21 protein-coding genes and 3 pseudogenes are annotated in these 25382 nt (G+C 63.6%); 18 read left to right on the top strand and 6 right to left on the bottom strand.

Translation table 11 applies throughout. From position 1 onward, the window contains the following. Positions 1-105: 105 nt before the first annotated feature. The 10 genes and pseudogenes from HB778_RS18705 to HB778_RS18660 all read left to right on the top strand — a co-directional run bounded on the left by HB778_RS18705 (position 106) and on the right by HB778_RS18660 (position 9752). Positions 106-1113: an ABC transporter permease gene (locus HB778_RS18705; RefSeq protein ID WP_183455928.1), complete on the top strand. Its 1008-nt coding sequence runs from the start codon at positions 106-108 to the stop codon at positions 1111-1113. Then, positions 1079-1948: an ABC transporter permease gene (locus tag HB778_RS18700; protein WP_183455926.1), complete on the top strand. Its 870-nt coding sequence runs from the start codon at positions 1079-1081 to the stop codon at positions 1946-1948. Before HB778_RS18705 ends, HB778_RS18700 begins: the two co-directional genes overlap by 35 nt. Next, on the top strand, positions 1945-2823 hold the full coding sequence (locus HB778_RS18695) for an ABC transporter ATP-binding protein (RefSeq protein WP_183455924.1): 879 nt from the start codon (positions 1945-1947) through the stop codon (positions 2821-2823). Before HB778_RS18700 ends, HB778_RS18695 begins: the two co-directional genes overlap by 4 nt. Continuing rightward, a complete protein-coding gene (locus tag HB778_RS18690; RefSeq protein WP_183455922.1) occupies positions 2816-3652 on the top strand; it encodes an ATP-binding cassette domain-containing protein in 837 nt (278 codons plus the stop codon). Before HB778_RS18695 ends, HB778_RS18690 begins: the two co-directional genes overlap by 8 nt. Before the next feature lie 153 nt (positions 3653-3805). Further along, on the top strand, positions 3806-6100 hold the full coding sequence (locus HB778_RS18685; RefSeq protein WP_183455920.1) for a bifunctional salicylyl-CoA 5-hydroxylase/oxidoreductase: 2295 nt from the start codon (positions 3806-3808) through the stop codon (positions 6098-6100). Further along, a pseudogene (locus tag HB778_RS18680) lies at positions 6097-6871 on the top strand (SDR family NAD(P)-dependent oxidoreductase). The gene HB778_RS18685 and the pseudogene HB778_RS18680 overlap by 4 nt, the downstream one beginning before the upstream one ends. Continuing rightward, the gene (locus tag HB778_RS18675; RefSeq protein ID WP_010913223.1) at positions 6865-7335 is read left to right on the top strand and encodes a MarR family winged helix-turn-helix transcriptional regulator; all 471 of its coding nucleotides are present in this window, start codon (positions 6865-6867) and stop codon (positions 7333-7335) included. Before HB778_RS18680 ends, HB778_RS18675 begins: the two are co-directional and overlap by 7 nt. Continuing rightward, on the top strand, positions 7332-8144 hold the full coding sequence (locus HB778_RS18670) for an enoyl-CoA hydratase family protein (protein WP_183455918.1): 813 nt from the start codon (positions 7332-7334) through the stop codon (positions 8142-8144). Before HB778_RS18675 ends, HB778_RS18670 begins: the two co-directional genes overlap by 4 nt. Then, a complete protein-coding gene (locus tag HB778_RS18665) occupies positions 8144-9292 on the top strand; it encodes an acyl-CoA dehydrogenase family protein (RefSeq protein ID WP_183455916.1) in 1149 nt (382 codons plus the stop codon). The genes HB778_RS18670 and HB778_RS18665 overlap by 1 nt, the downstream gene beginning before the upstream one ends. Positions 9293-9356: 64 nt before the next feature. After that, the gene (locus HB778_RS18660; RefSeq protein WP_183455914.1) at positions 9357-9752 is read left to right on the top strand and encodes a RidA family protein; all 396 of its coding nucleotides are present in this window, start codon (positions 9357-9359) and stop codon (positions 9750-9752) included. Between the two features lie 235 nt (positions 9753-9987). Here the strand turns inward: HB778_RS18660 and HB778_RS18655 are convergent, their stop codons facing one another. After that, positions 9988-11079 (bottom strand): LLM class flavin-dependent oxidoreductase, encoded by a 1092-nt coding sequence (locus tag HB778_RS18655; RefSeq protein ID WP_183455912.1) that lies wholly within the window; start codon positions 11077-11079, stop codon positions 9988-9990. A 123-nt stretch (positions 11080-11202) separates the two neighbouring features. Between HB778_RS18655 and HB778_RS18650 the strand changes: the two genes are divergently transcribed. From HB778_RS18650 to HB778_RS18625, 6 genes are all read left to right on the top strand, one after another. After that, entirely contained in the window at positions 11203-11964 is a 762-nt protein-coding gene (locus HB778_RS18650) for an HpcH/HpaI aldolase family protein (protein WP_183455911.1), read from the top strand. Positions 11965-12150: 186 nt separating this feature from the next. After that, positions 12151-13350: a pyridoxal phosphate-dependent aminotransferase gene (locus HB778_RS18645; protein WP_183455909.1), complete on the top strand. Its 1200-nt coding sequence runs from the start codon at positions 12151-12153 to the stop codon at positions 13348-13350. Between the two features lie 90 nt (positions 13351-13440). Then, positions 13441-14238: an ABC transporter substrate-binding protein gene (locus tag HB778_RS18640; protein ID WP_183455907.1), complete on the top strand. Its 798-nt coding sequence runs from the start codon at positions 13441-13443 to the stop codon at positions 14236-14238. 152 nt (positions 14239-14390) lie between these two features. Next, positions 14391-15065 carry an amino acid ABC transporter permease gene (locus HB778_RS18635; protein WP_096453196.1) on the top strand — a complete coding sequence of 225 codons (675 nt, stop codon included), beginning with the start codon at positions 14391-14393 and terminating at the stop codon, positions 15063-15065. Between the two features lie 91 nt (positions 15066-15156). Further along, positions 15157-16383, top strand: coding sequence for a cysteine desulfurase-like protein (locus tag HB778_RS18630; protein WP_244661990.1), 1227 nt, complete (start codon positions 15157-15159; stop codon positions 16381-16383). A gap of 1 nt (position 16384) precedes the next feature. Next, a complete protein-coding gene (locus tag HB778_RS18625) occupies positions 16385-16852 on the top strand; it encodes a GNAT family N-acetyltransferase (protein ID WP_183455903.1) in 468 nt (155 codons plus the stop codon). A 33-nt stretch (positions 16853-16885) separates the two neighbouring features. Here the strand turns inward: HB778_RS18625 and HB778_RS18620 are convergent, their stop codons facing one another. Genes HB778_RS18620 through HB778_RS18600 form a run of 5 tightly spaced genes read right to left on the bottom strand, consistent with a single transcriptional unit; the run spans position 16886 to position 22124 of the window. Then, positions 16886-17719, bottom strand: coding sequence for a dipeptide ABC transporter ATP-binding protein (locus HB778_RS18620; RefSeq protein WP_183455901.1), 834 nt, complete (start codon positions 17717-17719; stop codon positions 16886-16888). Continuing rightward, complete coding sequence (locus tag HB778_RS18615; RefSeq protein ID WP_183465139.1) at positions 17719-18564, bottom strand: ABC transporter ATP-binding protein; 846 nt, start codon at positions 18562-18564, stop codon at positions 17719-17721. The genes HB778_RS18620 and HB778_RS18615 overlap by 1 nt, the downstream gene beginning before the upstream one ends. After that, positions 18564-19475, bottom strand: coding sequence for an ABC transporter permease subunit (locus HB778_RS18610; RefSeq protein WP_183455899.1), 912 nt, complete (start codon positions 19473-19475; stop codon positions 18564-18566). Before HB778_RS18610 ends, HB778_RS18615 begins: the two co-directional genes overlap by 1 nt. Continuing rightward, entirely contained in the window at positions 19475-20482 is a 1008-nt protein-coding gene (locus HB778_RS18605; RefSeq protein ID WP_095200999.1) for an ABC transporter permease subunit, read from the bottom strand. Before HB778_RS18605 ends, HB778_RS18610 begins: the two co-directional genes overlap by 1 nt. A 43-nt stretch (positions 20483-20525) precedes the next feature. After that, positions 20526-22124, bottom strand: coding sequence for an ABC transporter substrate-binding protein (locus tag HB778_RS18600; RefSeq protein ID WP_095200998.1), 1599 nt, complete (start codon positions 22122-22124; stop codon positions 20526-20528). 466 nt (positions 22125-22590) lie between these two features. On the opposite strand from HB778_RS18600, the pseudogene HB778_RS18595 reads away from it, so the two are divergent. Both HB778_RS18595 and HB778_RS18590 read left to right on the top strand, forming a co-directional pair. Beyond that, positions 22591-24629: pseudogene (locus tag HB778_RS18595) on the top strand (long-chain fatty acid--CoA ligase). 59 nt (positions 24630-24688) lie between these two features. Beyond that, positions 24689-25380, top strand: a pseudogene (locus HB778_RS18590) (class I SAM-dependent methyltransferase). Positions 25381-25382 lie beyond the last annotated feature (2 nt).

The following is a 25382-nucleotide window of genomic DNA, read 5'->3' as shown; positions in this document are numbered from 1 at the left end:
TGGGGAGAAGAGACTGGCTCGGCCGTCTGCGACCTCTTCTCCCCTCGGGGAGAAGGTGGCCCGAAGGGCCGGATGAGGGGAGTTCCCCAGAGTGGTTACGCCGGCATGCTCCTGCAACGATTCCTGATCCGTCTCCTGACGATGCTGATCACGCTGTTCGGCGTGGCCGTCGTCGTCTTCGTCGTGATCCGCGTCGCGCCCGGCGATCCGATCGCCATGATGCTGCCGCCTGGTGCTACGGATGACGACATTGCCCGTCTGCGCGCACTCTACGGGCTCGACAAGACCATTGTGCAGCAATTCTTCATCTGGCTGTCCGGCGTCGTCAGGGGCGATTTCGGCACCTCGATTTCGCTCAGGCAGGACGTGCTCGGCCTCGTCTTCAACCGGCTGCCGGCAACGCTGGAACTCGCCATCATCGCGCTGATCATGGCGGTGCTGCTTGGCGGCACGACAGCGATGCTCGGCGCGCGCGAACGCGGCACGGCGGTGGAAGCCGGCATCGACATCGCCAGCGGTGCGGCGCTCTCCATTCCCGATTTCCTGTGGGGCCTGGTGCTGATCCTGCTGTTCGGCGTGCTGGTGCCGATCTTCGACATTTCCGGCCGCGTGTCGCCGCAGCTCGACCTGCCCTTCGTCACCCAGTTCTATTTCTTCGAGAGCCTGCTGCGGTTGCGCTTCGACCTGACCTGGGACCTGCTGAAACACATGCTGATGCCGGCGGTGGCGCTGGCGCTGCCCTTGGCTGCGATCATCTCGCAACTGCTGAAACAGTCGCTGAAGGAAGTGCTCGACCTCGACTATGTCGTGCTGGCGCGGGTGAAGGGTTTTTCCGAGACGCAGGTCATCCTGCGCGAGGCGCTGAAGAACGCGGCACTTCCGACGCTGACCCTGGTCGGCGTGCAGTTCACCTTCCTCATCGGCGGCACCGTCATCGTCGAAAGGCTGTTTTCCTATGAGGGCCTCGGCAATATGGCGATCGACGCCGTCATCAACCGCGACCTGCCGCTGATCCAGGGCATCGTGCTGGTCTTCGCGCTGCTGTTCGTACTGATCAACCTTACCGTCGACATGATGTATGCGCTGCTCAATCCGAGGCTGCGCCATGGATAGAGCCTCAAGACGTGGATTGAGCCCCCGGCTATGGCTCGCCGGCGGCTGGCTGCTGCTGGCGCTGCTGGCGGCGATCTTCGCGCCGCTGGTCGCGCCGCAGGATCCGCTGGCGCAGGATTTGATGCTGGAGCGGCTGCCGCCGTTCTGGCTTGATGGCGCCGAGCCCGGCTATTGGCTTGGCACCGACAGTCTCGGCCGCGATCTGCTCTCCCGGCTGATCTTCGGCGGCCGCATCGCCTTCATCGTCGCCTTTGCCGCGGCGATCGCCGCCTGCCTGGTCGGCTCGACGCTGGGCTTGATCGCGGGCTATTTCGGCGGCTGGGCCGATCGCGTCATCTCGCGCATCGTCGATATCTGGATGGCGTTCCCGCCGGTGCTGTTCGCCATTCTCCTGGTGGCCGTTCTCGGCACCGGCTTGAGCTCCGTCATCCTTGCGATTGCCATCATCGACTGGACGCGTTTCTGCCGGGTGATCCGCGCCGAGGCGATGGGCCAGTCGCGCATGGACTATGTCGAGAATGCCCGCATTGCCGGCTACGGCCGCATCGGCATCATGCTGCGCGAAGTGCTGCCCAATGTGGTGCCGTCGATCGTGGCGCTGCTGTCCCTGGAGATGGGCATCGCCGTCATCGTCGAGGCGATCCTGTCCTTCGTCAATCTGTCGATCTCGACCGACGATCCGACCTGGGGCAGCATCATCGCCGAGGGCCGGCTGTCGATCCACCAGGCCTGGTGGGTGCTGGTGTTTCCGCTGATCACGCTGATCCTCACCGTGCTGTCGTTCAGCCAGTTCGGCGAGGCGCTGAAGGCGCGTTTCGATCCGGTGCTGCGATGAGCGCCTGCCTCGACATCGCCAATCTCAGCGCCGTGCTGCCGAACGGCGCCCGCGTGCTGCGCTCGGTGTCGCTCTCCGTGCAGCCTGGCGAGGTCCGCGCACTGGTCGGCGAGAGCGGCGCCGGCAAGACGATGATCGGCAAGGCGGTGCTTGGTGTCCTGCCGTCGAGCGTGCGCATCGTCGAAGGCGATATGAGGCTCGAAGGCGAAGACCTCGGCAAGCTGAACCCCAAGGCACGGCGGACGCTGATCGGTGCGCGCACCGCGCTGATCCCACAGGATCCGCTGACCGCGCTCAATCCGTCGCGCCGCATCGGCCCGCAGATGACCGACCGGCTGGTGCGCATTCTCGGCTGGAGTGGCGAGAGGGCCGACACCCGCATTCGGCAATTGCTGGACGAGGTGCAGATCCGCGACCCCGATCGCGTGCTGAAGAGCTATCCGCATGAACTCTCCGGCGGCATGCGCCAGCGCGTGCTGATCGCGGCCGCCTTCGCCGCCGAGCCACGGCTGATCGTCGCCGACGAGCCTACGACGGCGCTCGACGTCACCGTGCAGAAGCAGATCCTGCGGCTGATCGCTGCCTTACAGCGCGAACATGGCACGGCGATCCTGTTCGTCACCCATGATCTCGGTGTCGTCGCCAAGATCAGCCAGAAAGTGTCGGTGCTCTATGCCGGCAAGGTGGTGGAAGAGGCTGACACGGCGGCGCTCTTCGCCGCGCCTCAACACCCCTACACACGCGCGCTGATGGCGGCGACGCCACGCTACACTGACCCGTTCGCTTCGTTGAAGCCTGTTGACGAGGCGGTGCTGGCCGGACTTGCCGCCGAGATCGCGTCGGCCGATCAGGCGTGGAGGCGGCCGCATGGTTGAGCCGCTGTTTTCTGTGCGCGGGCTGAAGGTGGCGCTGCCCGACATGACGCGCAAGCCGCTGATCGGCCGCGCGCCGATGGCCGAGATTTTGAAAGGGCTCGACTTCGATCTGCCGAGAGGCTCGGTAACCGGCATTGTCGGCGAATCCGGATCCGGCAAGTCGACACTTGGCCGCGCGCTGGTGCGGCTGCTGGAACCCAGCGCTGGCAGCGTCACTTTCGATGGCCGTAATATCACCCATCTGTCGGAGGCTGAGCTGCGGCCGTTGCGCCGCAATCTGCAGATGATCTTTCAGGATCCGATGTCGTCGCTCAACCCGCGCCGCACCATTGCCAGCATCATCGCGGCGCCACTGAAGCAGAACGGGCTTGGCGACCGGCTCAAGGAACGCGTCGCCGAAGCGCTGCAGCGGGTCGGCCTGCCGCAGAGCTTCGCCACGCGCTACCGCCATGAACTGTCGGGCGGCCAGCGCCAGCGCATCGGCATTGCGCGCGCGCTGGCGCTGTCGCCGAAATTCGTGCTGGCCGACGAGATCGTCTCCGGGCTCGACGTGTCGACGCAGGCGCAGATCCTCACTTTGCTGGAGAAGCTTGCAGCCGAGATGGGCCTGACGGTCGCCTTTATCAGCCACGATCTGTCGGTGATCCGGCGGCTGTGCCGGCAAGTCATCGTCATGCGCGAAGGCGTGATCGTCGAAGCCAGCGCCACCGACGCTTTGTTCGACAACCCCAGAGAGGCCTACACGCGCGATCTCATCGCAGCCATTCCGCTGCCCGAAATCGACGCCGGCTGGCTGGACATTCCTGCCGCCGCCAAGGCCCCGACATGAGTGCATACGCATGCCGAGAAGCGTGCTTCGGACGGTTTCATGACCGCTCCTGCCTTATAATGGAAGTCGCTTTCGATATAAAACTTTAAGCTTGAAATATCTTGTCGCCGGCGCGATACTCACCAGACAGCAAGCGAAGAGGAGATCGCACGGATGAAGGTTGCGCTTCTCGGCGGCGGACCAGCCGGCCTCTACTTTGCCATTTCGATGAAGCTGCGGGACGCCTCCCACGACGTGACGGTGTTCGAGCGCAACCGCGCCGACGACACGTTCGGCTGGGGCGTGGTGCTGTCGGCCGAAACACTCGAGAATCTCGCGAAGAACGATCCGGTCAGCGCCGTCTGGATCAAGAAGCATTTCGCCTATTGGGACGACATCGCCGTCATCCATGACGGCGTGCGCACGGTTTCGTCGGGCCATGGCTTTTGCGGCATCGGGCGCAAGCGGCTGCTGATCCTGCTGCAGCGCCGCGCCCGCGAACTCGGCGTCAAGCTGATGTTCGAGACCGACATCGCCGATCCCCGCCCCTATATGGAGACGCATGACCTTGTCGTCGCCGCCGACGGGCTGAATTCCAGGGCGCGCAACAGCTTCGTCGACATCTTCAAGCCCGACATCGACACCCGCAAATGCAAGTTCGTCTGGCTTGGCACCAACCAGAAATTCGACGACGCCTTCACCTTCATCTTCGAGAAGACCGAGCATGGCTGGGTGTGGGCGCACGCCTACCAGTTCGACAGCGAGACCGCGACCTTCATCGTCGAATGCAGCGAGCAGACCTGGGCTGCCTTCGGCTTCGGCGCGATGTCGCAGCAGGAATCGATCGCAGTGTGCGAGCGCATCTTCGCCAAGCATCTCGGCGGCCATGCGCTGATGACCAATGCCAACCATATCCGTGGTTCGGCCTGGATCAACTTCCCGCGCGTGCTGTGCGAACGCTGGTCTTACAAGAATCTGGCGCTGATGGGCGATGCGGCGGCATCGGCGCATTTCTCGATCGGCTCCGGCACCAAGCTGGCCCTGGAAAGTGCGGTGGCGCTGGCCGAGTATGTCGAGACGGAACCGGACCTCGAAGCAGCCTTCCGCAAATATGAGGACGCCCGCCGCACCGAGGTGCTGAAGCTGCAATCGGCGGCGCGCAATTCGCTGGAATGGTTCGAAGAGGTCGAGCGCTATCTCGGGCTCGATCCGGTGCAGTTCAACTATTCGCTGCTGACCCGCTCGCAGCGCATCAGCCATGAGAATTTGCGGCTGCGCGATGCCGAATGGCTGGGCGGCGCGGAAGAATGGTTCCAGCGCCAGGCGGGTGCCGGCGGCAACAGGCTGCGCCGCGCGCCGATGTTCGCGCCATTCAAGCTGCGCGACCTCAGGCTCAACAACCGCGTCGTCGTCTCGCCGATGGCACAGTACAAGGCCGTCGACGGCTGCCCGACCGACTGGCATTTTTCTCACTATGCCGAGCGCGCCAAGGGCGGCGCCGGGCTCATTTATATCGAGATGACCTGCGTCAGCCCGGAAGGCCGCATCACGCCGGGCTGTCCCGGTTTCTACGCGCCGGAACATGAGGTGGCGTGGAAGCGGCTGGTCGACTTCGTCCACACCGAGACCGAGGCCAAGATCTGCGCCCAGATCGGCCATTCCGGCGCCAAGGGCTCGACCCGGCTCGGCTGGGAAGGCACCGACGTGCCGCTCGCCTCCGGCAACTGGCCGATCATGGCGGCATCGGCTGTCGCGTGGTCGCCCGAAAACCAGGTGCCGAAGGCGATGGACCGCACCGACATGGATTTGGTGCGCGACCAGTTCGTGGCCTCGGCTGAAATGGCTGACCGCTGCGGCTTCGACATGCTCGAGATCCACGCCGCGCATGGCTATCTCCTGTCGTCCTTCATCACGCCCGTCACCAACCGGCGCACCGATGAGTATGGCGGTTCGCTGGAAAACCGCATGCGCTATCCCCTCGAGATCTTCCGCGCGGTGCGCGTCGCCTGGCCGGCAGGAAAGCCGATCTCGATGCGCATCTCGGCCAATGACTGGGTCGGCATCGAAGGTGTCACACCCGCCGACGCGGTCGAGATCGCGCGGCTGCTGCATGAGGCCGGTGTCGACATATGCGACGTCTCGGCCGGCCAGACGTCCGCACTGGCGAAGCCGGTCTATGGCCGCATGTTCCAGACGCCGTTTTCCGACCGCATCCGCAACGAAGTCGGCATGGCGACGATGGCGGTCGGCAACATCTATGAGCCCGACCATGTCAACTCGATCCTGATGGCCGGCCGCGCCGATCTCGTCGCGCTGGCGCGGCCGCATCTGGCCGACCCGTACTGGACGCTGCATGCGGCGGTGACGCTCGGCGACCGCGGCGTCAAATGGCCGGATCCCTATCTGCCCGGACGCGACCAGATCTACCGGCTGGCCGAGCGCGATGCCGCCGCGGGGCTGAAAGTATGACGGCGGCACCAGCGATTTCAGGCAAGCACGCGCTGGTCACCGGCGGCGGCTCCGGCGTTGGCCGGGCCATCGCGCTGGTGCTGGCCGGTGCTGGCATCGATGTCACCATCTGCGGCCGGCGCGAAGCGGAGCTTGTCAAAGTGGCCAGCGAAAGCGACCGCATCTTCGGCATCGCCGCCGATGTCACCGATGAGGTGTCCATGGCCTCGCTCTACCAGACGGCGGAAGCGCAGCGCGGGGCCTTCGACATCGTCGTCGCCAATGCCGGCATGGCCGGCAGCACGCCGGCGCACAAGACCACGCTTGCCGACTGGCAGCGGACGCTCGACGTCAATTTGACCGGCGCCTTCCTGACGGTGAAGCCAGCACTAACCGGCATGGCCGCGCGGAAATCGGGACGAATCGTGTTCATCGCCTCAACGGCCGGGTTGAAGGGCTACGCCTATGTCGCACCTTACGTGGCGGCCAAGCATGGCGTCGTCGGTCTGATGCGGGCACTGGCCGCGGAGACGGCGAAATCAGGCGTCACCGTCAACGCCGTCTGCCCGGGCTTTGTCGAGACCGACATGCTGGAGGAGTCCATCCAGCGCATTGTTGAAAAAGACCGGCCGCTCGGCTGGAGAGGCGCGAGCGAGTCTTGCTTCGACCAATCCGCAAGGCCGGTTCATCCAGCCACAGGAAGTTGCTGCCGCCGTGCTGTGGTTGTGCGGCGACGCGGCGGCATCGATCACTGGACAGGCAATTTCCATCTCAGGAGGCGAAACATGGTAGCCGGCCCCCTGCCCGCACCGTCGGGACCCGGCAAGGACCGGCTGCGCCTGTGGATCAGGCTGCTGCGTGCCTCGCGCACGATCGAGGCCGAACTGCGCGAGCGCCTGAAGAAGGAATTCGATACGACGCTGCCGCGCTTCGACGTGATGGCCGCACTCTACCGCGTGCCGGAGGGCATGCTGATGAGCGACCTGTCGCGCTTCCTGCTGGTCTCCAACGGCAATGTCACCGGCATTGTCGACCGGCTGGTTTCGGAAGGGCTGGTTGCGCGCGCGCGCCGCAATGGCGACCGCCGCACCTCAATGGTGCGGCTGACCGAGGAAGGTACCAAATCCTTCGCCACCATCGCCGCCGCGCATGAAGGCTGGATCGGCGAATTGCTGGGCAAGGTCAGCGAGGAGGATGCCCGCCGGCTGACCGGCATGCTGACCTCGTTCCGCAGCAACTGGGAGGGACGCGAATGACTGGGATGGCCGGCCTCAAGCCGAAGCATTTCCTTTGGGAAGTCGAGGGCAAGATCGCCAAGGTCCGGCTCGACCGGCCGGAGCGCAAGAACCCGCTGACTTTCGACAGCTATGCCGAGTTGCGCGACACGTTTCGTGACCTCGTCTATGCCGACGACGTCGACGCCGTGGTGTTCCTGCCCAATGGCGGCAATTTCTGCTCCGGCGGCGATGTCCACGACATTATCGGCCCGCTGGTCAAGATGGACATGAAGCAGCTTCTGGCCTTCACCCGCATGACCGGCGATTTCGTCAAGGCGATGCTCAACTGCGGCAAGCCGATCATCGCCGCGGTCGACGGTGTCGCGGTCGGCGCCGGCGCCATCATCGCCATGAGCTCCGACATCCGCATCGCCACGCCGGAGGCCAAGACCGCCTTCCTGTTCACCCGCGTCGGGCTGGCCGGCTGCGACATGGGCGCCTGCGCGATCCTGCCGCGCATCATCGGCCAGGGCCGCGCCGCCGAACTGCTCTACACCGGCCGCACCATGACGGCAGCGGAAGGCGAGCGCTGGGGGTTCTACAACAGGCTGGTCGATGCGGCCTCCCTCGAGGCGGATGCCCTCGACATGGCGGCGCGCATCGTCTCCGGCCCGACCTTCGCGCATGGCATCACCAAGACGCAGCTCAACCAGGAATGGTCTATGGGTCTCGACCAGGCCATCGAGGCGGAAGCCCAGGCGCAAGCGATCTGCATGCAGGCGCGCGATTTCGAGCGCGCCTACAAGGCGTTCGTGGCCAAGGAAAAGCCGGTGTTCGAGGGGAATTGATGGCTGACAAGAGTTTCCTCTCCTGGCCCTTCTTCGAGAACCGTCATCGCGAGATGGCCGAAAGCCTGGAAGCATGGTGCGCCAAAAACCTCCCCGTCGATCATCACGACGTCGATGCCGCCTGCCGCGAACTGGTGCAAAAACTCGGCCGCGATGGCTGGCTGAAACCAACAGCTGTCGACACCGACAATCCTGGCCCCCTCGATGTCCGCACGCTGTGCATCACGCGCGAGACGCTGGCACGTCACGACGGGCTCGCCGATTTCGCTTTCGCTATGCAGGGGCTAGGCACCGGCGCGCTCAGCCTGTTCGGCACGCCAGAGCAGCAGCAATGGCTGGCAAAGACACGCGCCGGCAAGGCGATCTCGGCCTTTGCCCTGTCGGAACCGCGTTCCGGCTCGGACGTCGCCAACACAGAGATGACGGCGACCCGCGACGGCGACAGCTATGTTCTCACCGGCGAAAAGACATGGATCTCCAATGGCGGCATTGCCGATTTCTATATCGTCTTTGCCCGCACCGGCGAAGCGCCGGGCGCCAAGGGGCTTTCCGCCTTTATCGTGCCGGGTGACGCCAAGGGCCTCGGCATCGCCGAGCGCCTCGAAGTGATCGCGCCGCATCCGCTGGCGCGGTTGTCCTTCGACCAGGTCCGCCTGCCTGCCGCCGCACTGATCGGCAAGCCCGGCGACGGTTTTCGTATCGCCATGTCGGTGCTCGACGTGTTCCGCTCGACGGTCGGCGCGGCAGCGCTCGGCTTTGCCCGCCGCGCGCTCGATGAAAGCATCCGCAGAGCGGCCGAGCGCAAGCTGTTCGGCGCGCCTATGGCCGAGTTGCAGATGGTGCAGGGCCACATCGCCGACATGGCGCTCGACGTCGATGCGGCGGCGCTTCTCGTCTACCGCGCCGCCTGGACCAAGGACATGGGCGCGGCGCGGGTGACGCGCGAAGCGGCGATGGCCAAGCTGTTTGCCACCGACAAGGCACAAGAGGTGATCGACAGAGCGGTGCAACTGCATGGCGGCGACGGCGTCCGCAAAGGCCATATCATCGAGAGCCTGTATCGCGAGATCCGCGCGCTGCGCATCTATGAGGGCGCTTCCGACGTGCAGAAAGTGGTCATCGCCAGGCAAGTGATGGGCGCGGCCTGACGGCAGGAAATTGACAGGCATTCGATTTTGAGAATTTGGTTTTAGGAATACCGGGAGGCTTGAAATGCACGAGATTTTGCAGCCGGAAGGCTGGGCCAAACCGGTCGGCTACGCCAATGGCGTCGCGGCGCGCGGGCGGCTCGTCTTCGTCGGTGGACAGGTTGGCTGGAACGGCCAGTGCCAGTTCGAAACCGACGATTTTGTTGGTCAGGTCCGGCAGACGCTGCAAAACATCGTCGCGGTGCTGGCCGAGGCCGGTGCGGAGCCGCGGCATATCACCTCGATGACCTGGTATTTCACCGACAAGGCCGAGTACCTCGCCAATCTCAGGGGTATCGGCGAAGCCTATCGCGAAGTGATCGGCCGGCATTTTCCGGCGATGGCCGCCATGCAGGTGATGGCGCTTGTCGAGGACCGCGCCAAGGTGGAGATCCAGGCCACCGCTGTTATCCCGGAATAAACACCCATCGCTTCGTCATCCTGGGGCGAAGCAAGGAGCGCAGCGACGCGGCGCAGACCCCAGGATCCATGCCGGGACTCGGAAGCGCCGCCACGGTTCAGAATTCTGCTCCGCTGCACTCCACGGCTAAGGTCGCGGCATGGATCCCAGGGTCTCCGTGACGCCACTGCGCGGCTGCTCCGCCCAGGGATGACTAAGTTGGGAAGGCCCCAGCCAATAGGCTAAACGATCAACCCTATCCGCGAAGTCCCGCCTTCCGCAAAATCGGCAGCACGTGGTCGCAGAAATAGGGCAGCTCCTGCGTGTAGTTGACGAAGGACAGCGCAATGCCCTGATAGCCGTGCCCGGCAATGGCGGCCATGTCGGCGGCGATCGTTTCCGGGGTTCCGATCAGCGGATAGGTGCCGGCGCCGCCGGCGAAGCGCTGGCGGTAGCGGTCATAGGCGTGCGGGTCGTGCGACTGCGAGAATTCCTTCTTGCCGGCCATGTGTGCGTCGACCGCGTCGTGGTCGGCCATCGTCACCGCATAGCGCGTGTAATAGGCCTGCGCCTCTTCCATCGTCGGACGGCAGACGACATGCGCCACGGTGTAGACGCCGACATCGCGGCCGACCTTGTCTGCCCGCTCGCTTATATCGGCGACATGCTTGCCGGCATCGCTCATCTCGGAAAAGGTCGTGAACAGATAATCGCAGCGTGCGGCGGCGAAATCGCGGCCCGGTCCGCCGAACGCGGCATTCATGGTCACCGGGCGCGGAACCTGCAGGCTGGACGGCCGGCTGACAGCTTCCTTCAGGCGATAATAGGCGCCTTCGTAGTCGAGCGGCTCGGCCGACGCATAGAGCTTCTCAAGAATCTCGATCCACTCGGCTGCCTGGTCGTAACCCTTCTCGACCAGCGGCGTGCCGAACATGCCGAATTCCTTCGGGTTCCAGCCGCAGACGATGTTCAAGCCGGCGCGGCCCTGGCTGATGTGATCGACAGTCGCCAGCGCCTTGGCGGCGTAGAGAGGATGCACCAGCGGTACATGCACGGTCATGAACAGGCCGATCTGTTGGGTGGCCACCGCCAGCGCTGCCGCCCAGGTGAAGGTCTCGAACGACCATTCGCGCACCTTGTTGCGGCCGCCAAAACCGCGCCAGCGGGCGATCGGCAGCATGAACTCCAGCCCGGCGCGGTCGGCGATTTGCGCGGCCGTCAGATTGTCCTGCCAGCTTGCCGTCCAGCGTTCCGGTACATCGGTGATGGCGAGGCCGCCATCGGCGTTGGTCGAAAAGACGCCGAGCTTCAGTTTGTTGGAGCCGTGCAGGGGATGCGCTTTGATCATCTTGGGAACTCTCGGCGGGAGGCCACACGCTAGGCCCGCACAAAAATATTTCAAGCCTGAAATAGCTTCGCCTTGCTGCCGATTGCGGCTATGAATCTGCGTCACACGAAACAGGGGATCGGCATGAGCGACTTCCGCCAGAAATGCATCGGCAAGGCAAACCTTGTCGGCTCCTTCGCCTCCATTCCTCATCCCGTCGCGGTTGAAGTGATGGCGCAGGCCGGGCTCGATTTCCTCTGCATCGACTGGGAGCATGCGCAGATCTCGCGCGACATGATCGAGACCATGGTGCGCGCGGCCGACGTCCACCGCGTGCCGGCGATGGTGCGCGTTCCCGGCCATGCGCCGGAAGCCATCCAGGCGGCGCTCGACAGCGGCGCGCAAGGCGTGCTGGTGCCGCGCGCCTCGACCGCTGCCCAGGTGGAGGCAGCGGTGAAGGCATGTCGCTATCCGCCGCTCGGCGAGCGCGGCGTCGGACCCGGTCGGGCGGCCGGCTATGGCTATCGCATTCCCGAATATCTGGCCGGCGCCAATGACAGGATCGTCGTCGCGGTCCAGGTCGAGACAGCAGAGGGGCTCGCCAACATCGATGCGATCGCGGCCGTCGACGGCGTCGATGTGATCTTCGTCGGCCCCGGCGACCTTTCGGTGTCGATCGACGCGATCGGACCGCAAGGCGCCGACAAGCTCAATGCGGCGATCCGCAGGATCATCGGCGCGACGATCGCACACAAGAAGGTCGCCGGCATATTTTGCGCCAGCCCGCAGCCTGTCGGCCAATGGGCCGCCTTCGGCGCCAGCTTCTTCATCCTGGCCAGCGACACGATGTTTCTTGGAGCCGGCGCCGCGCCAAATTGCGCCGCGGCGCGCGATGAACTGGCATGAGACGGGCGCAGCCCGGCAACAAGGGCGTATCGGCGGCGCAACAGCCGGGCCAAGCTTTTAAGCTTAAAACTTTTGCCTTGAAAAGCGCGGCACTTTGGATAGCATCCGAAGTCGATGGTGACTGCCGCGCCGGAGGGGCTTTTCGGGCAGTCCATCGTGGTGCTCCGGGTGGGAGGGGTTCAGTCCTTGTCGTTCATACTGCCCCAGTCATCGTCCAGCGCGCGCTATGCGTTCGATGGCGTGCGCGCCCAGATCCGCGATCTGCACACCGAGAACATCGCCAACCTTGCCGTGCGTGCGCGCGAGCTGGGTGACGTGATCGCACTCTGGTACGGCGAAGGCGACATGGTGACGCCCGCCTTCATCCGCGATGCGGCAAAGGCCGCGTTCGATGAAGGGCTGACCTTCTATGTTCCCAACATGCGCGGCCACGGCCCGCTGAACGAAGCGCTGTCGGATTACCAGACGCGCGTCCATGGCCGGCCGATTCCGATAACACGCAGCACCGTCACGCCGGGCGGCATGCAGGCGCTGTATCTGGCCCTTGAGCTGCTGGTCGATACCGGCACCAATGTCGTCTATGTCGCGCCGCAATGGCCCAACATTCACAACGCCATCCATCTGATCGGCGGCGAGCCGCGGCCGTTTTCGCTCGACTTCAGGGGTGACTGGCGCCTCGACCTCGACCGGCTGTTCGCCACCTGCGATGCGCGCACCCGCGCCATCTTCCTGTCGACGCCATCCAACCCGACCGGCTGGACCGCGTCGCGCGAGGAGATGCAGGCGCTGCTCGACTTCAGCCGCCGCACCGGCATCTGGATCATTTCCGACGAGGTCTATGGCCGCCTCTATTTCGATGGCGATGTCGCGCCCTCCATCCTGCAAATCGCCGAGGACGGCGACCGGGTGCTGTCGGTCAACAGCTTCTCAAAAGCCTGGGCGATGACCGGCTGGCGTATCGGCTGGCTGACGCATCCATCAGGAGTGGCCGACCAACTCGGCGCCATGACCCAGTATGTCAACAGCGGCACCGCTGCTCCCATCCAGGCCGGCGCCGTCGCGGCCATTCGCCAGGGCGAGCCGCTGGTCGAAGAAATCCGGCAGCGGATCAGGACCGGCCTCGATCTCGCCTATGACAGGCTGGCGCAAATTCCCGGCATCATCCTGCCAACGAAACCACGTGGCGGCATGTATGCCTTCTTCGCCATGGAAGGTGAAAGCGATGCCCGCGAGGCCTGCGCCAAGATTCTGGAGACGGCACGCGTCGGGCTGGCGCCCGGCCACCTCTTCGGAAGTTCGGCAACGGCCTTTCTGCGGATGTGTGTCTGCCGTGACCGTGACCAGATAGCGACCGCGCTCGACCGCATGGTCGCTGCCATGAATTGACGCCCCGCTGGGAGGTGGGACGGCAAGAAACCGTGCGGGGTGAGCCCCGCCCGATCAACAACCAGAGGGGACACCCCAGAGGGACCACCAATGAAGCTCAACCGTCGCAATATCATCCTTCTCGCCGCCGCCATCGGCATCGCCGCCGGCCCTGCGACCGCCTATGCGGCCGATGTGCTCAATGTCGGCGCCTACCCGACCAATCCGCCCTTCGAATACAAGAACGAGAGCGGCACCTTCGAGGGCTTTGAAGTCGACATCGTCAATGAGGCGGCCAAGCGCATCGGCATGACCACCGACATCGCCGATCTCGGCTTCCAGGCGCTGTTCGCGGCCACCACCTCGAAGCGCATCGACGTCGCCATCTCCTCGATCACCATCACGGCGGAGCGGCTGAAGTCTCAGTCTTTCACCCAGCCCTATTATGATTCCGATATGGGCATCGCCACCAAGACCGACAGCGCTGTTAACACCGAGGCCGACCTCAAGGGCAAGATCGTCGGCGTGCTGTCCGGCTCGACCGGCGAGACCTGGGTCAAGGCGCATCAGGAAGCCGACGGCTTCAGTGACGTGAAGGGCTATGACACGCAGCAGAACCTGCTGCTCGACCTCAGCGCCGGCCGCGTCGACGCCGCCGTCAGCGACATTCCGGGCATGGAGTACTCCTTCACCAAGATGAAGGATTTGAAGGTCAAGCAGCGCATCAAGACCGGCGAACAGTACGGCCTGATGATGACCAAGGACCATCCGTTGCTCGGCAAGCTCAACGACGCGCTGACGGCGATGAAGAAGGACGGCACGCTGGCCGCGATCCACAAGAAGTGGTTCGGCAGCGACGCGCCGGCGGACTCCTCGACCGTCAAGGAAATGCCGCTGCCGAAGGCCTGAGCGGCGATGCACTGAAATCGTGCCGGCTTTTCCAGGCCGGCACGATTCATTTCACGCTTTGGCGCAGGCTGCCGCATAGACCGCCTCACCGTAGGCGCAGTCGATTGGTTTTAACTTGAGCACCCTTTGCTCTGGGGTGCGGGAACGCTCCCATGTCGCTGATCGACACCTTCTTCAATCCCGATGTCATTGCGTCCAGCCTGCCGGCGCTGCTGCGCGGCTTCCTGAACACGCTGCTGCTCGGCATCCTGAGCATCGGCATCGGCATCCCTATCGGCCTAGTGATCAGCCTGCTGCGGCTCTATGCGCCCAAGCCGCTGCGCTGGCTGGCGGTCGGCTACACCGACATCTTTCGCGCGCTGCCGGTGCTGGTGGTGCTGATCCTGATCTACTACGCGCTGCCCTTCCTCGGCATCCGCCTGTCGTCCTGGGCCTCCGCCGTGACGGCGTTCGCCATCATCATGTCGGCCTATTCGGCGGAAGTGTTCCGCTCCGGCATAGAGAGCATTCCGAAAGGCCAGTTCGAGGCGTCGCAGGCGCTTGGCCTGCCGTTCCTTTTGACCTTGCGCAAGGTGGTGCTGCCGCAGGCGATCCGCGTGGTCATCCCGCCGATGACCAGCAACTGCGTCTCGATGTTCAAGGACACATCGCTCGCCTCGACCGTGGCGCTGCCGGAACTGTTGAAGGAGGCGACCAACGCGCAGTCGCTCTACGCCAACCCCTCGCCGCTGATCGGCGCAGCGCTTGTCTATCTCATCTTCCTCTGGCCGATGGTTCGCCTCGTCAGCCTGCTTGAAGACCGCTTCAAGACAGAAAAGACGCGCTGACCCCGCCAGCAAAAAACAACTTCGCAGGAGACCGCCCTTGAGCAATCCCCAGACCGCCGCCAGCGACTTCCCGGTTGCCACCATCCGCGCCATGTTTCCCGCTCTGCAGCGGGCCGGCGATTTCATCTTCATGGACAATGCTGCCGGTGCGCAGATCCCGCAGAGCGTGCTCGACGCGGTGACCAACCATCTGGTTTCGCACAATGTGCAGCGCGGCGGCCGCTATGGCCGCAGCGTCACCGTCGACCAGTCGGTCGCCGATGCCCGGACAAGCGTGGCACTGCTGATCAACGCCACCAGCCCGGCGGAAATCTGCTTCGGCATGAACGCCACCTCGTTCATCCGCCTGGTCAGCCTCGGCATCGGCCAGATGCTCGCCAGAGATTCAGAGGGGGAACGCGACGAGATCGTCATCACCGACATGGACCACGACGCCAACATCGCGACCTGGCTGGCGCTGGAATCCGCCGGCGCCAAGTTCAAGTGGTGGCGCATGCGTGACGACGGCAATCTGCATGTCGACGATCTGCGGCCACTGGTTTCCGACCGCACCCGCCTTGTCGCCTGCACGGTGACGGCGCATTCGATCGGCTCGATCGTCGATGTCGCCTCGGTGGCTGAGATCGCGCATGCGGCCGGTGCCGAAGTGTTCCTCGACTGCGTGCACTATGGGCCGCACGGGCTGATCGACGTCCAGGCCTGGGACTGCGATTACCTCGTCTGCTCCGGCTACAAGAATTTCTCGCCGCATATGGGTTTTCTCTGGGGTCGTTTCGACACGCTGAAGCGGCTGCCGACCTTTCGCGAGGATTTCATTCCGGACGAACCTCCCTACAAGGTCGAAGCCGGTACCTTCATCTACGAGAATGTCTCGGGCATGGATGCCGCCGTGCAGTATCTGGAGCTGGTCGGCCGCAACCTGGCGCCGTCCAACAACCGCTCGCGGCGCGAAAACATCGTCGCCGGAATGGGCGCCATCCGCGACTATGAGCTGCTTTTGGCGCGCGAGATGCTTGACGTGCTCAAGGGCTGCGGGGCGACCATCTACGGCGTCGCCGACGAGGCCCGCATCAACGAGCGGGTGCCGACCTTCTGCTTCAATATCGGCAAGCTGTCGCCGCAACGGATCGTCGAGGAGATGGCCGAGATACAGATCGGCATCCGCGACGGCCACATGTACGCGCCGCAGCTGATGAAGCGCCTCAACCTGTCGATGGACAGCGGCGCCATCCGCGCCTCGCTGGTGCATTACAACACGGTCGGGGAAGTGCATCGCTTCGGCGAGGCGCTGCGCGCGATTATTGCGAAGTTGTCGTGAGATGATCGGGCCCGACGATGCGAGCGCGAACGGGGCGACGGCTCTTGTTGTCCTCAGTGAACCCGCGCCGGACGATATCGTCGCGCTCGAGGATCAGCTCTACGGATTCAACGTCGCCGCGACTGGCATCGATGACGGCCGCTATCTGTCGATATTCTTGAAGAGGGACGACGGGACGATCTATGCCGGTCTCCACGGGCACAGTTGGGCGGGCGTGTGCGAAATCAAGACGCTATGGATCGCCGACAGCGAGCGCGGCAAAGGCCTCGGCTCGCGCCTCCTTGCAGCCGCAGAACGGGAGGCTCGGCTGCGCGGATGCCATGTCATCCATCTCGCGTCCTTCACCTTCCAGGCGCCGGACTTCTATGAAAGGCATGGATTTCAGCGGCTGGTGCAACTCGAGGACTTTCCGCGCGGCCACGCCAATGTCCTGCTCGCAAAGACGCTGATGCCTGAGGCACCAGTCTAGCTTGCCCTCGCCAGAAGGCAGCGACGTCCGCAGTCAGGCCGCCGCCTTCTTCTTCGCCAGCCTCGCCTTGATGCTCGCCACGTCGGCGCGCGGCGTCGCTGCGAACAGCGTTTTGGTATAGCTGTGCTTGGGGTCTGAAAAGACCTCGTCGCGCGAGCCATATTCGACCGCCTCGCCGAAATACATCACCATCACATCGTCGGCGATGTAGCGCACCACGGACAGATCGTGGCTGATGAAGACATAGGTCAGCTGGAACTCGTCCTGCAGGTCGGCGAGCAGGTTCAGCACCTGCGCCTGCACCGACAGGTCGAGCGCCGAGACCGGCTCGTCCAGAACCAAGAGGCTCGGGTTCAACATCAGCGCGCGGGCAATGGCGATGCGCTGGCGCTGGCCGCCCGAGAACATATGCGGATAGCGATTATAGTGCTCGGGGCCGAGGCCGACCTTCTTCAGCATCTTCATGGCGAGGTCGCGCCGCTCCTCGGCCGGCTTGCCGGTGTTGATGAGCAGCGGTTCACCCAGCACGTCGCCGATCTTCTGGCGCGGATTGAGCGAGCCGTATGGATTCTGGAACACGATCTGCACCTTGCGGCGCATCTCCTTGCTCAACCCGTCCTTGGCGATGTCGACCTTGTTGCCGTCGATGAACAGTTCGCCCGAAGTCGCCGGATCGATCAGCGTGATGATGCGCGCCAGCGTGGACTTGCCGCAGCCGCTTTCGCCGACGATGGCCAGCGTCTTGCCCTTGTCGACGCTGAACGAGACGCCCTTGACCGCATGCACGGTGCGCGAACCGCGAAACAGGCCGCCGCCGACGTGATAATCGCGCTTGATGTCCTTGCCTTCAACGACCTTGATGCTCATCAGGCGACTCCGGCGGCCGGTTCGAACAGCATGTCTGAGACGGTCGGCAGCCGGTCGCCGACGGCGTCATCCGGCAGCGCCGACAGGAGCGCGCGGGTGTAATTGCTTTTTGGCGATTCAAACAGCGACAGCACGTCGGCCTCTTCCATCTTGCGGCCCTTGTACTGGACGATGACGCGGTCGGCGGTCTCTGCCACCACGCCCATATTGTGGGTGATCATGATCAGGCCCATACCGTATTTGGCCTGCAGCGAGACCAGGAGATCGAGGATCTGCTTCTGGATGGTGACGTCGAGCGCGGTGGTCGGCTCGTCGGCGATCAAAAGCTTAGGATTGCAGGCAATGGCGATGGCGATCATGACGCGCTGGCACTGGCCGCCCGACATCTGGTGCGGGAACGAGTTCAGCCGTTCCGCCGGCTCGGCAATGCCAACCTGCGTCAGCAGTTCGATGGCGCGCTCCCGGCGCTTCGCACCGTCCATGCCCATGTGGAAACGCAGCACCTCTTCGATCTGGAAACCGACGGTGAAGCAGGGATTGAGGCTGGCCATCGGCTCCTGGAAGATCATCGACATGTCCTTGCCGACGATCTTGCGCCGTTCGGCAGGGCTCAGCTTCAGGAGGTCGCGGCCATTGAAACTCATGCGGTCGGCCGTGACTTTGGCTGTCCACGGCAAAAGGCCCATCACCGCCAACATCGAGACCGACTTGCCGGAACCGGATTCGCCGACGATCGCCAGCACTTCGCGCTCGTCGACGTGCAGCGACACGCCATCGACGGCGCGGAAGGAACCGGACGCGGTCTGGAATTCGACGACGAGATTTTGAATGTCGAGCAGCGCCATCATGACCTCCTCAGTTTCGGGTCGAGCGCGTCGCGCAGGCCGTCGCCGATCAGATTGATGGCAAGCACGGTGATCAGGATGGCAAGGCCGGGGAAGGTCACCACCCACCAGGCACGCAGGATGAATTCGCGCGCCGAAGCAAGCATGGTGCCCCATTCCGGGGTCGGCGGCTGCGCGCCAAGGCCAAGGAAGCCAAGAGCGGCGGCTTCCAGGATGGCATTGGAGAAGGACAGCGTGCCCTGGACGATCAACGGCCCCAGGCAGTTGGGCAGGATGGTGCGGAGCATCAGCCTGAGATGCCCGGCGCCGGCGACCTTCGCCGCCACGACATATTCGCGGCTCTTCTCCGCCATCACCGCGGCGCGCACAAGGCGCGCGAAATGCGGCTGCAGCACGAGCGCGATGGCCAGCATCGCGTTGAACAGGCCGGGACCGAGGATGGTGACCATCACCAGCGCCAGCAACAGCGACGGGAAGGCCAGGATCAGGTCCATGACGCGCATGATCGCCACGTCGACCCAGCCACGGAAATAGCCGGCCAGCAGGCCGAGCGTGATGCCTCCGGCGAGCGCCAGCGTGACCACGACCGCGCCGATGAGCAGCGAGAAGCGCGCGCCATAGAGCAGGCGCGAAAGGATGTCGCGGCCGACGGGATCAGTGCCCAGCAGATATTGCGAGCTGCCGCCGGCCTGCCAGGCCGGAGGCCGCAGGAAGGCGGTCTTGTCCTGAATGTCGGGCGCATAGGGCGCGAGCAACGGCGCAAACAGCGCCGCCAGCACCAAGAGGATGAAGACGAACAGGCCGATGACGGCGCCCCGGTTCACCGAGAAATAATACCAGAAGGTCCTGAGGCCGGTGAGACGATCCGGGTTGCCGGAGGCCATCGGGGCGATTTCGGTCGACTGGCTCATCACGCCGCCCTTATGCGTGGGTTGATGACGGCATAGAGCACGTCGACGATCAGATTCACGGCCATGACGATAAGGGCAATCAACAGCAGGCCAGACTGCACGACAACATAGTCGCGCTTGGATATGGATTCGACCATCCATCTGCCGATGCCGGGCCACGAGAAAATTGTTTCGGTAAGGATGGCGCCGGCGAGCAGCGTACTAACCTGCAGGCCGATGGTGGTGACCACCGGGATGAGTGCGTTGCGCAGAGCATGCACCCCGATGACTCGGGCCGACGAAAGCCCTTTGGCTCGGGCCGTCCGCACGTAGTCCTCGCCCAGCACCTCGAGCATGGCGGAGCGCGTCTGGCGCGCTATCACAGCCAGCGGAATGGTGCCGAGCACGATTGTCGGTAGCACCAAATGGCGCAATACCGAGCGAAATGCATCCCATTTGCCGTAGAGCAAGGTGTCGATGGTCATGAAGCCGGTGATCGGCTTGAAGAAGTACTGCAGGTCGATGCGGCCGTTAACCGGTGTCCAGCCGAGATAACCGGAGAAAAAGATGATCAGCAGCAGGCCCCACCAGAAGATCGGCATGGAGTAGCCGACGAGCGCGGTGCCCATCAGCGACTGGTCGAACCACGAGCCGCGCTTGACGGCCGCGAAGATGCCGGCCGGGATGCCGAGCACCATGGCGAAAATCATGGCGAAGAACGACAGTTCCAGCGTCGCCGGGAACAGCGTCTTGAACTCTTCAAGCACCGGGCGCTTGGACGAAATGGAAACGCCGAAATCGCCGGTGGCGACTGCACCGACATAGCGAGCATACTGCTCCCAGATCGGCAGATTGTAGCCGAACTGTTCCTTGAGTTCCTCGTAACGCGCGGGCGCCACGCCGTGTTCGCCGGCCATGGCAAGAATGGGATCGCCGGGCAGCAGCCTGACGAAGGCGAAGGCACAGATAGTGATGCCGACTAGCGTCGGGATCAAAAGTGCAATTCTGTGAAGAATATATTTGAGCATGGCGAAGGGGGCGGCGCTCTAGAGCGCCGCCCCACTCAATGTCTTATTCGGCTTTGTCGACGCCGTCGAAGCGGTGAATGCCGAGCGGGTCCATCATGAAACCGCTGACATTCTTGCGCACGACCGCGTAGACTTGGCTATGCGCCAGCAGGAAGGCCGGAGCCTGCTTCTGGAAGACGACCTGCGCCTCGCCATAGAGCTTGGCACGCTCGGCCTGGTCGCTGGTCTTCTTGGCCTTCTGGATCAGGTCTTCGAAGTCCTTGTCGCACCAGCTGGAGTAGTTCGAGACGCCGATGGCGGAGCAAGCGAACAGGGTGGCGAAGAAGTTGTCCGGATCGCCATTGTCACCGGTCCAGCCGATCTGGAACGCACCGGGACGGTCCTTCTTCTTGCCTTCCGAGCGATACTTGGTCCACTCGTAGTTGACGATCTCCGCCTTGACGCCGACCTTGGCCCAGTCAGCCTGGATCAGTTCGGCGGCGCGCTGGAAGTTCGGGTTGTAGGGACGAACGCGATCGGAAGCCCAGAGCTGGATTTCCTTCAACCCGGCAGCCTCAAGCACCTTCTTGGCCGCATCCGGATTATAGGCGTCGGCCTTCACATCCTTGTTCCACGACCACATGGTCGGCGGGATCAGGTTTTCGGCAGGCGTGGCGCCGGCATCCTGGAACAGCGACTTGATCAGCGCTTCCCGGTCGATCGCCTGGTTGAGCGCGTGGCGCACCTCAGGCTTGTCGAGCGGCGGGATGGTGGTGTTGTAGCTCATATAACCGATGTTCAGGCCGGCCTGATCCATCAGGGTCACGTCGTTGTTGGCCTTGATCGTGCCGATGTCGGCAGGATTCGGATAGGGAGCGATGTCGCATTCGCCGGCAAGCACCTTCTGGATGCGGGCGGTCGCATCAGGCGTGATGGCGAAGACGAGATCGTCGATCTTCTCCTTACCCTTGAAATAATCCGGGTGGGCCGCGTAGCGGATGACCGAATCCAGCTGGTAGTCGACAAACTGGAACGGACCGGTGCCGATCGGCTTGGTCGAGAAATCGGCCATCTTGCCGTCCTTCGCCAACTGGTCGGCATATTCCTTCGACACGATGGAGGCGAAGTCCATGCCGAGATTGGCCAGCATCGGCGCGTTCGGCTCGGTCAGCGTCAGCTTGACGGTCAGGTCATCGACCTTTTCCCACTTGGCGACGTATTTCGGCATGTCCATGCCGGTGTAGTAGTCCCAGGTCAGGTTGGGCAGATACTTGTCGCCATTCCAGGGGTTCGCCTTGTTGAACTGGCGATCGAAGGAGAAGACGACGTCGTCGGCGTTGAGGTCACGCGTCGGCTTGAAATAGTCGGTGGTCTGGAACTTCACGCCCGGATGCAGGTGGAACGTATATACCAGGCCGTCGTCCGAGATTTCCCACTTGTCGGCGAGGCCGGGCTCGACCTCGGTGCCGCCATGCTTGAATTCGACCAGACGCGAATAGACGGTACGCGACGAGGCATCGAAATCGTTGCCGCCGGTCGTCGTACCCGGATCGAAATTGGCCGGCGACGCTTCCGAGCAATAGACAAGCGTCTTCGCATTGGCCATGCCGCTCAGGACGCTTGCAGCCAGCAACGCGGCCGCAAAAGCGAGTTTCTTTTTCATTGAGCACTCCCTGATGTTCTTCCAAGCCCCTCTATCAGGCTCGCGAAGCGCGCATATAAGCACCGTTTTTCCGGCTTTGGAACACCCCGTTTGCTTACCCCGCGGGAAGCAGGAAAAAAATCCGCCATTTTGCTAAACGGCAGAAAAAATTAGCAGTTTTTTCCACTCACGAGATTGTTAACGACCGCATTTTTTTATTGATCCGGCATCTGGCGACATCAACGCCGCGTCCGCCTTCATCCGATCGTCGATGTGGAAAGATACCGGTTGCAAGTGTCGCCGACGGGAAGATTTTCGGCGGCAAATCTTTCGGCGCCTTGCCGCAGGGGCAAGACTTGCACCGCCGCCGATAGAGGCAATACATAGATGGATATGCTGGCGGCAGCGGAGGACGTCTCTGTCAATTCGGAGGCGGGCGCGGCACAGGCGACCAAACGGGCGAACAAGAATTGCTAGGGAGGAACGGGTGGCAAAAGCATCGAAGACGCCGGTGAAAGCGTCGGCCAAGGCAGTCTCGAAACCAGCTGCCGCCGACGGGCAAGGCAAAGCTGCCGCCAAGGCCGCGACCGCCAAAGCCGAGGCAAAGCCTGCCAAGACAGCACCGGCGGCAAAGGCTGCCACCACCGCCAAGGCCGCTGCGAAGCCGGCAACGAAAGCCGCCCCGGCAAAGATCTCCGCGACGAAGACTTCTCCGACGAAGACTCCGGCAAAGACTTCTCCGGCAAAGACTGGGGCAATGAAAGCCGGGGCGCCAGCGAAGGCAGTGCCGGCATCGAAACCGGCGACGGCTGCCACCAAGCGGCTGCCGAAGGCGCTGACAGAACTTGCTGCCGGCCTGCCCGAAAAGCCGTGGCTCAAGAGCTATCCGAAAAATGTGCCGGCCGAGATCGGTGCGTTGCCCTACAGTTCGATCGGCGATTTCCTGGTCGCTGCCTGCAAGCAATTTTCCTCCCAGCCGGCCTTCACCTGCATGGACAAATCCATCAGCTACGCCGATGTCGAGCAGTTGTCGGCGGCCTTCGGTGCCTATCTGCAATCGAAGGGGCTGCAAAAGGGTGCGCGCGTCGCCCTGATGATGCCCAACGTCCTGCAATATCCGGTGGCGATGATGGGCATCCTGCGCGCCGGCTATGTCGTGGTGAACATCAATCCGCTTTACACGCCGCGCGAGCTGGAACACCAGCTCAAGGATTCCGGCGCACAAGCCATCGTCATCCTGGAAAACTTCGCCAACACCTTGCAGGCGGTAATCGCCAGGACCGCGGTCAAGCATGTCGTGGTGGCGGCCATGGGCGACATGCTCGGCGGCCTCAAGGGCACGATCGTCAACTTCGTCGTGCGCCGCGTGAAGAAGATGGTGCCGGCATGGTCGCTGCCTGGACATGTCAAGTTCAACGTGGCGATGAAGGCCGGCGCCGGCCTCGGCTTCAAGCCAGCCAAGGTTGCAGCCGACGATGTCGCCTTCTTGCAATATACGGGCGGCACCACGGGCGTCTCCAAGGGCGCCACGCTGCTGCACAGCAATGTGCTCTCCAATGTCGTGCAGAACGCGCAGTGGATGGAAGACGCCTATACGATCAAACCGAAACCCGCGCACCCGAACTTCATCTGCGCGCTGCCGCTCTACCATATCTTCGCGCTGACCGTGAACGCGCTGATGGGCATGCAGCAAGGCGCTCGCAACGTGCTCATTCCCAACCCGCGCGACATTCCGGGCTTCGTCAAGGAACTGGCAAAGTATCCGGCCCACATCTTTCCCGGCCTCAACACATTGTTCAATGCGCTGCTCAACAATGAGGATTTCCGCAAACTCGACTTCAAGCCGCTGGTGCTGACACTGGGCGGCGGCATGGCGGTGCAAAAGGCGTCGCCGAACGCTGGAAGGCGTTGACCGGCTGCCCTGTCACTGAAGGCTACGGCCTCTCGGAAACCTCGCCGGTGGCGACGGCCAACAAGTTCAGTTCCGGCGACTTCACCGGCACGATCGGCCTGCCGCTGCCCTCGACGGAAATCGCCATCCGCGACGACGACGGCAACAATTTGCCGCTCGGCGAGGTCGGCGAAATCTGCATCCGGGGACCGCAGGTGATGGCGGGCTACTGGAACCGGCCTGACGAGACCGCCAAGGTGATGACCAAGGACGGCTACTTCAAGTCAGGCGATATGGGCTTCATGGACGAGCGCGGCTACACCAAGATCGTCGACCGCAAGAAGGATATGATCCTGGTCTCGGGCTTCAACGTCTATCCGAACGAGCTCGAAGAGGTCGTGGCGATGCATCCAGGCGTGCTCGAAGTGGCGGCGATCGGCGTGCCGGACGAGCACTCCGGCGAAGTGCCGAAGCTGTTCATCGTCAAGAAGGATCCAGCCCTGACCGCTGAAGCCATCACCGCTTTTTGCCGCGAGAACCTGACCGGTTACAAGCGGCCCAAATACATCGAGTTCAGGACCGAATTGCCGAAGACGCCGGTCGGCAAGATCCTGCGGCGAGCGCTGCGCGCCTAGTGAGGGAAGATTCTGTCCGCGACGAGGCGGCGGGCAACGGTTCGCCGGACAAGGATTCGCTGGACCGGCGCCCGCGCCTCGGCCCGGCGGAATTCATCAAGGCCAACATGCGCCTCGTCCCGGTGCCAGCGCTTCCCGAAATCCGTTTCTACACCGCCCATCCGGGCAGTGGGTTGAGGCGCCTCGTCGATCCCGAAGACGATGGTGACGCGGACGACGACGCGCCGGAACCACAGCCGCCCTACTGGGCCTATGCGTGGGCCGGCGGTACGGTGCTGGCACGCTACATCCTTGACCGTCCAATGAGCGTGGCGGGCCGCCGCGTGCTGGACCTCGGCGCCGGCTCCGGCATTGTCGGCATCGCCGCGGCGAAAGCCGGCGCGCGTGAGGTGATCGCCGCCGAAATCGACCGCAACGGCGTCGCCGCGCTCGGCCTCAACGCGGCGGCGAACGGCGTCAAAATTACCATTGTCGATGGCGATATCACCGGGGGCTCGCCGCCCTTGGTCGATCTCGTGCTTGCCGGCGATGTGTTCTACGGGCGGGACGTCGCTGAGCGCGTCATGCCTTTTTCGACCGCTGCCTTGCCGCCGGAATTGAGGTGCTGGTCGGCGATCCGGGCCGGGCCTATCTGCCGCGCTCGCGATTGCGCCTGCTTGCCGAATATCAGGTGCCGGATTTCGGCGACGCGAAAGACGCCGCCGCAAGGCCGAGCGGCATCTTTCGTTTCGAGGCCGAACCTGACGGTTAGAC

The organism is Mesorhizobium huakuii (assembly GCF_014189455.1).
GTDB lineage: Bacteria > Pseudomonadota > Alphaproteobacteria > Rhizobiales > Rhizobiaceae > Mesorhizobium > Mesorhizobium huakuii_A.
The sequence above is the reverse complement of the archived record's forward strand: the minus strand, read 5'-3'. Positions and strand labels throughout refer to the sequence as shown.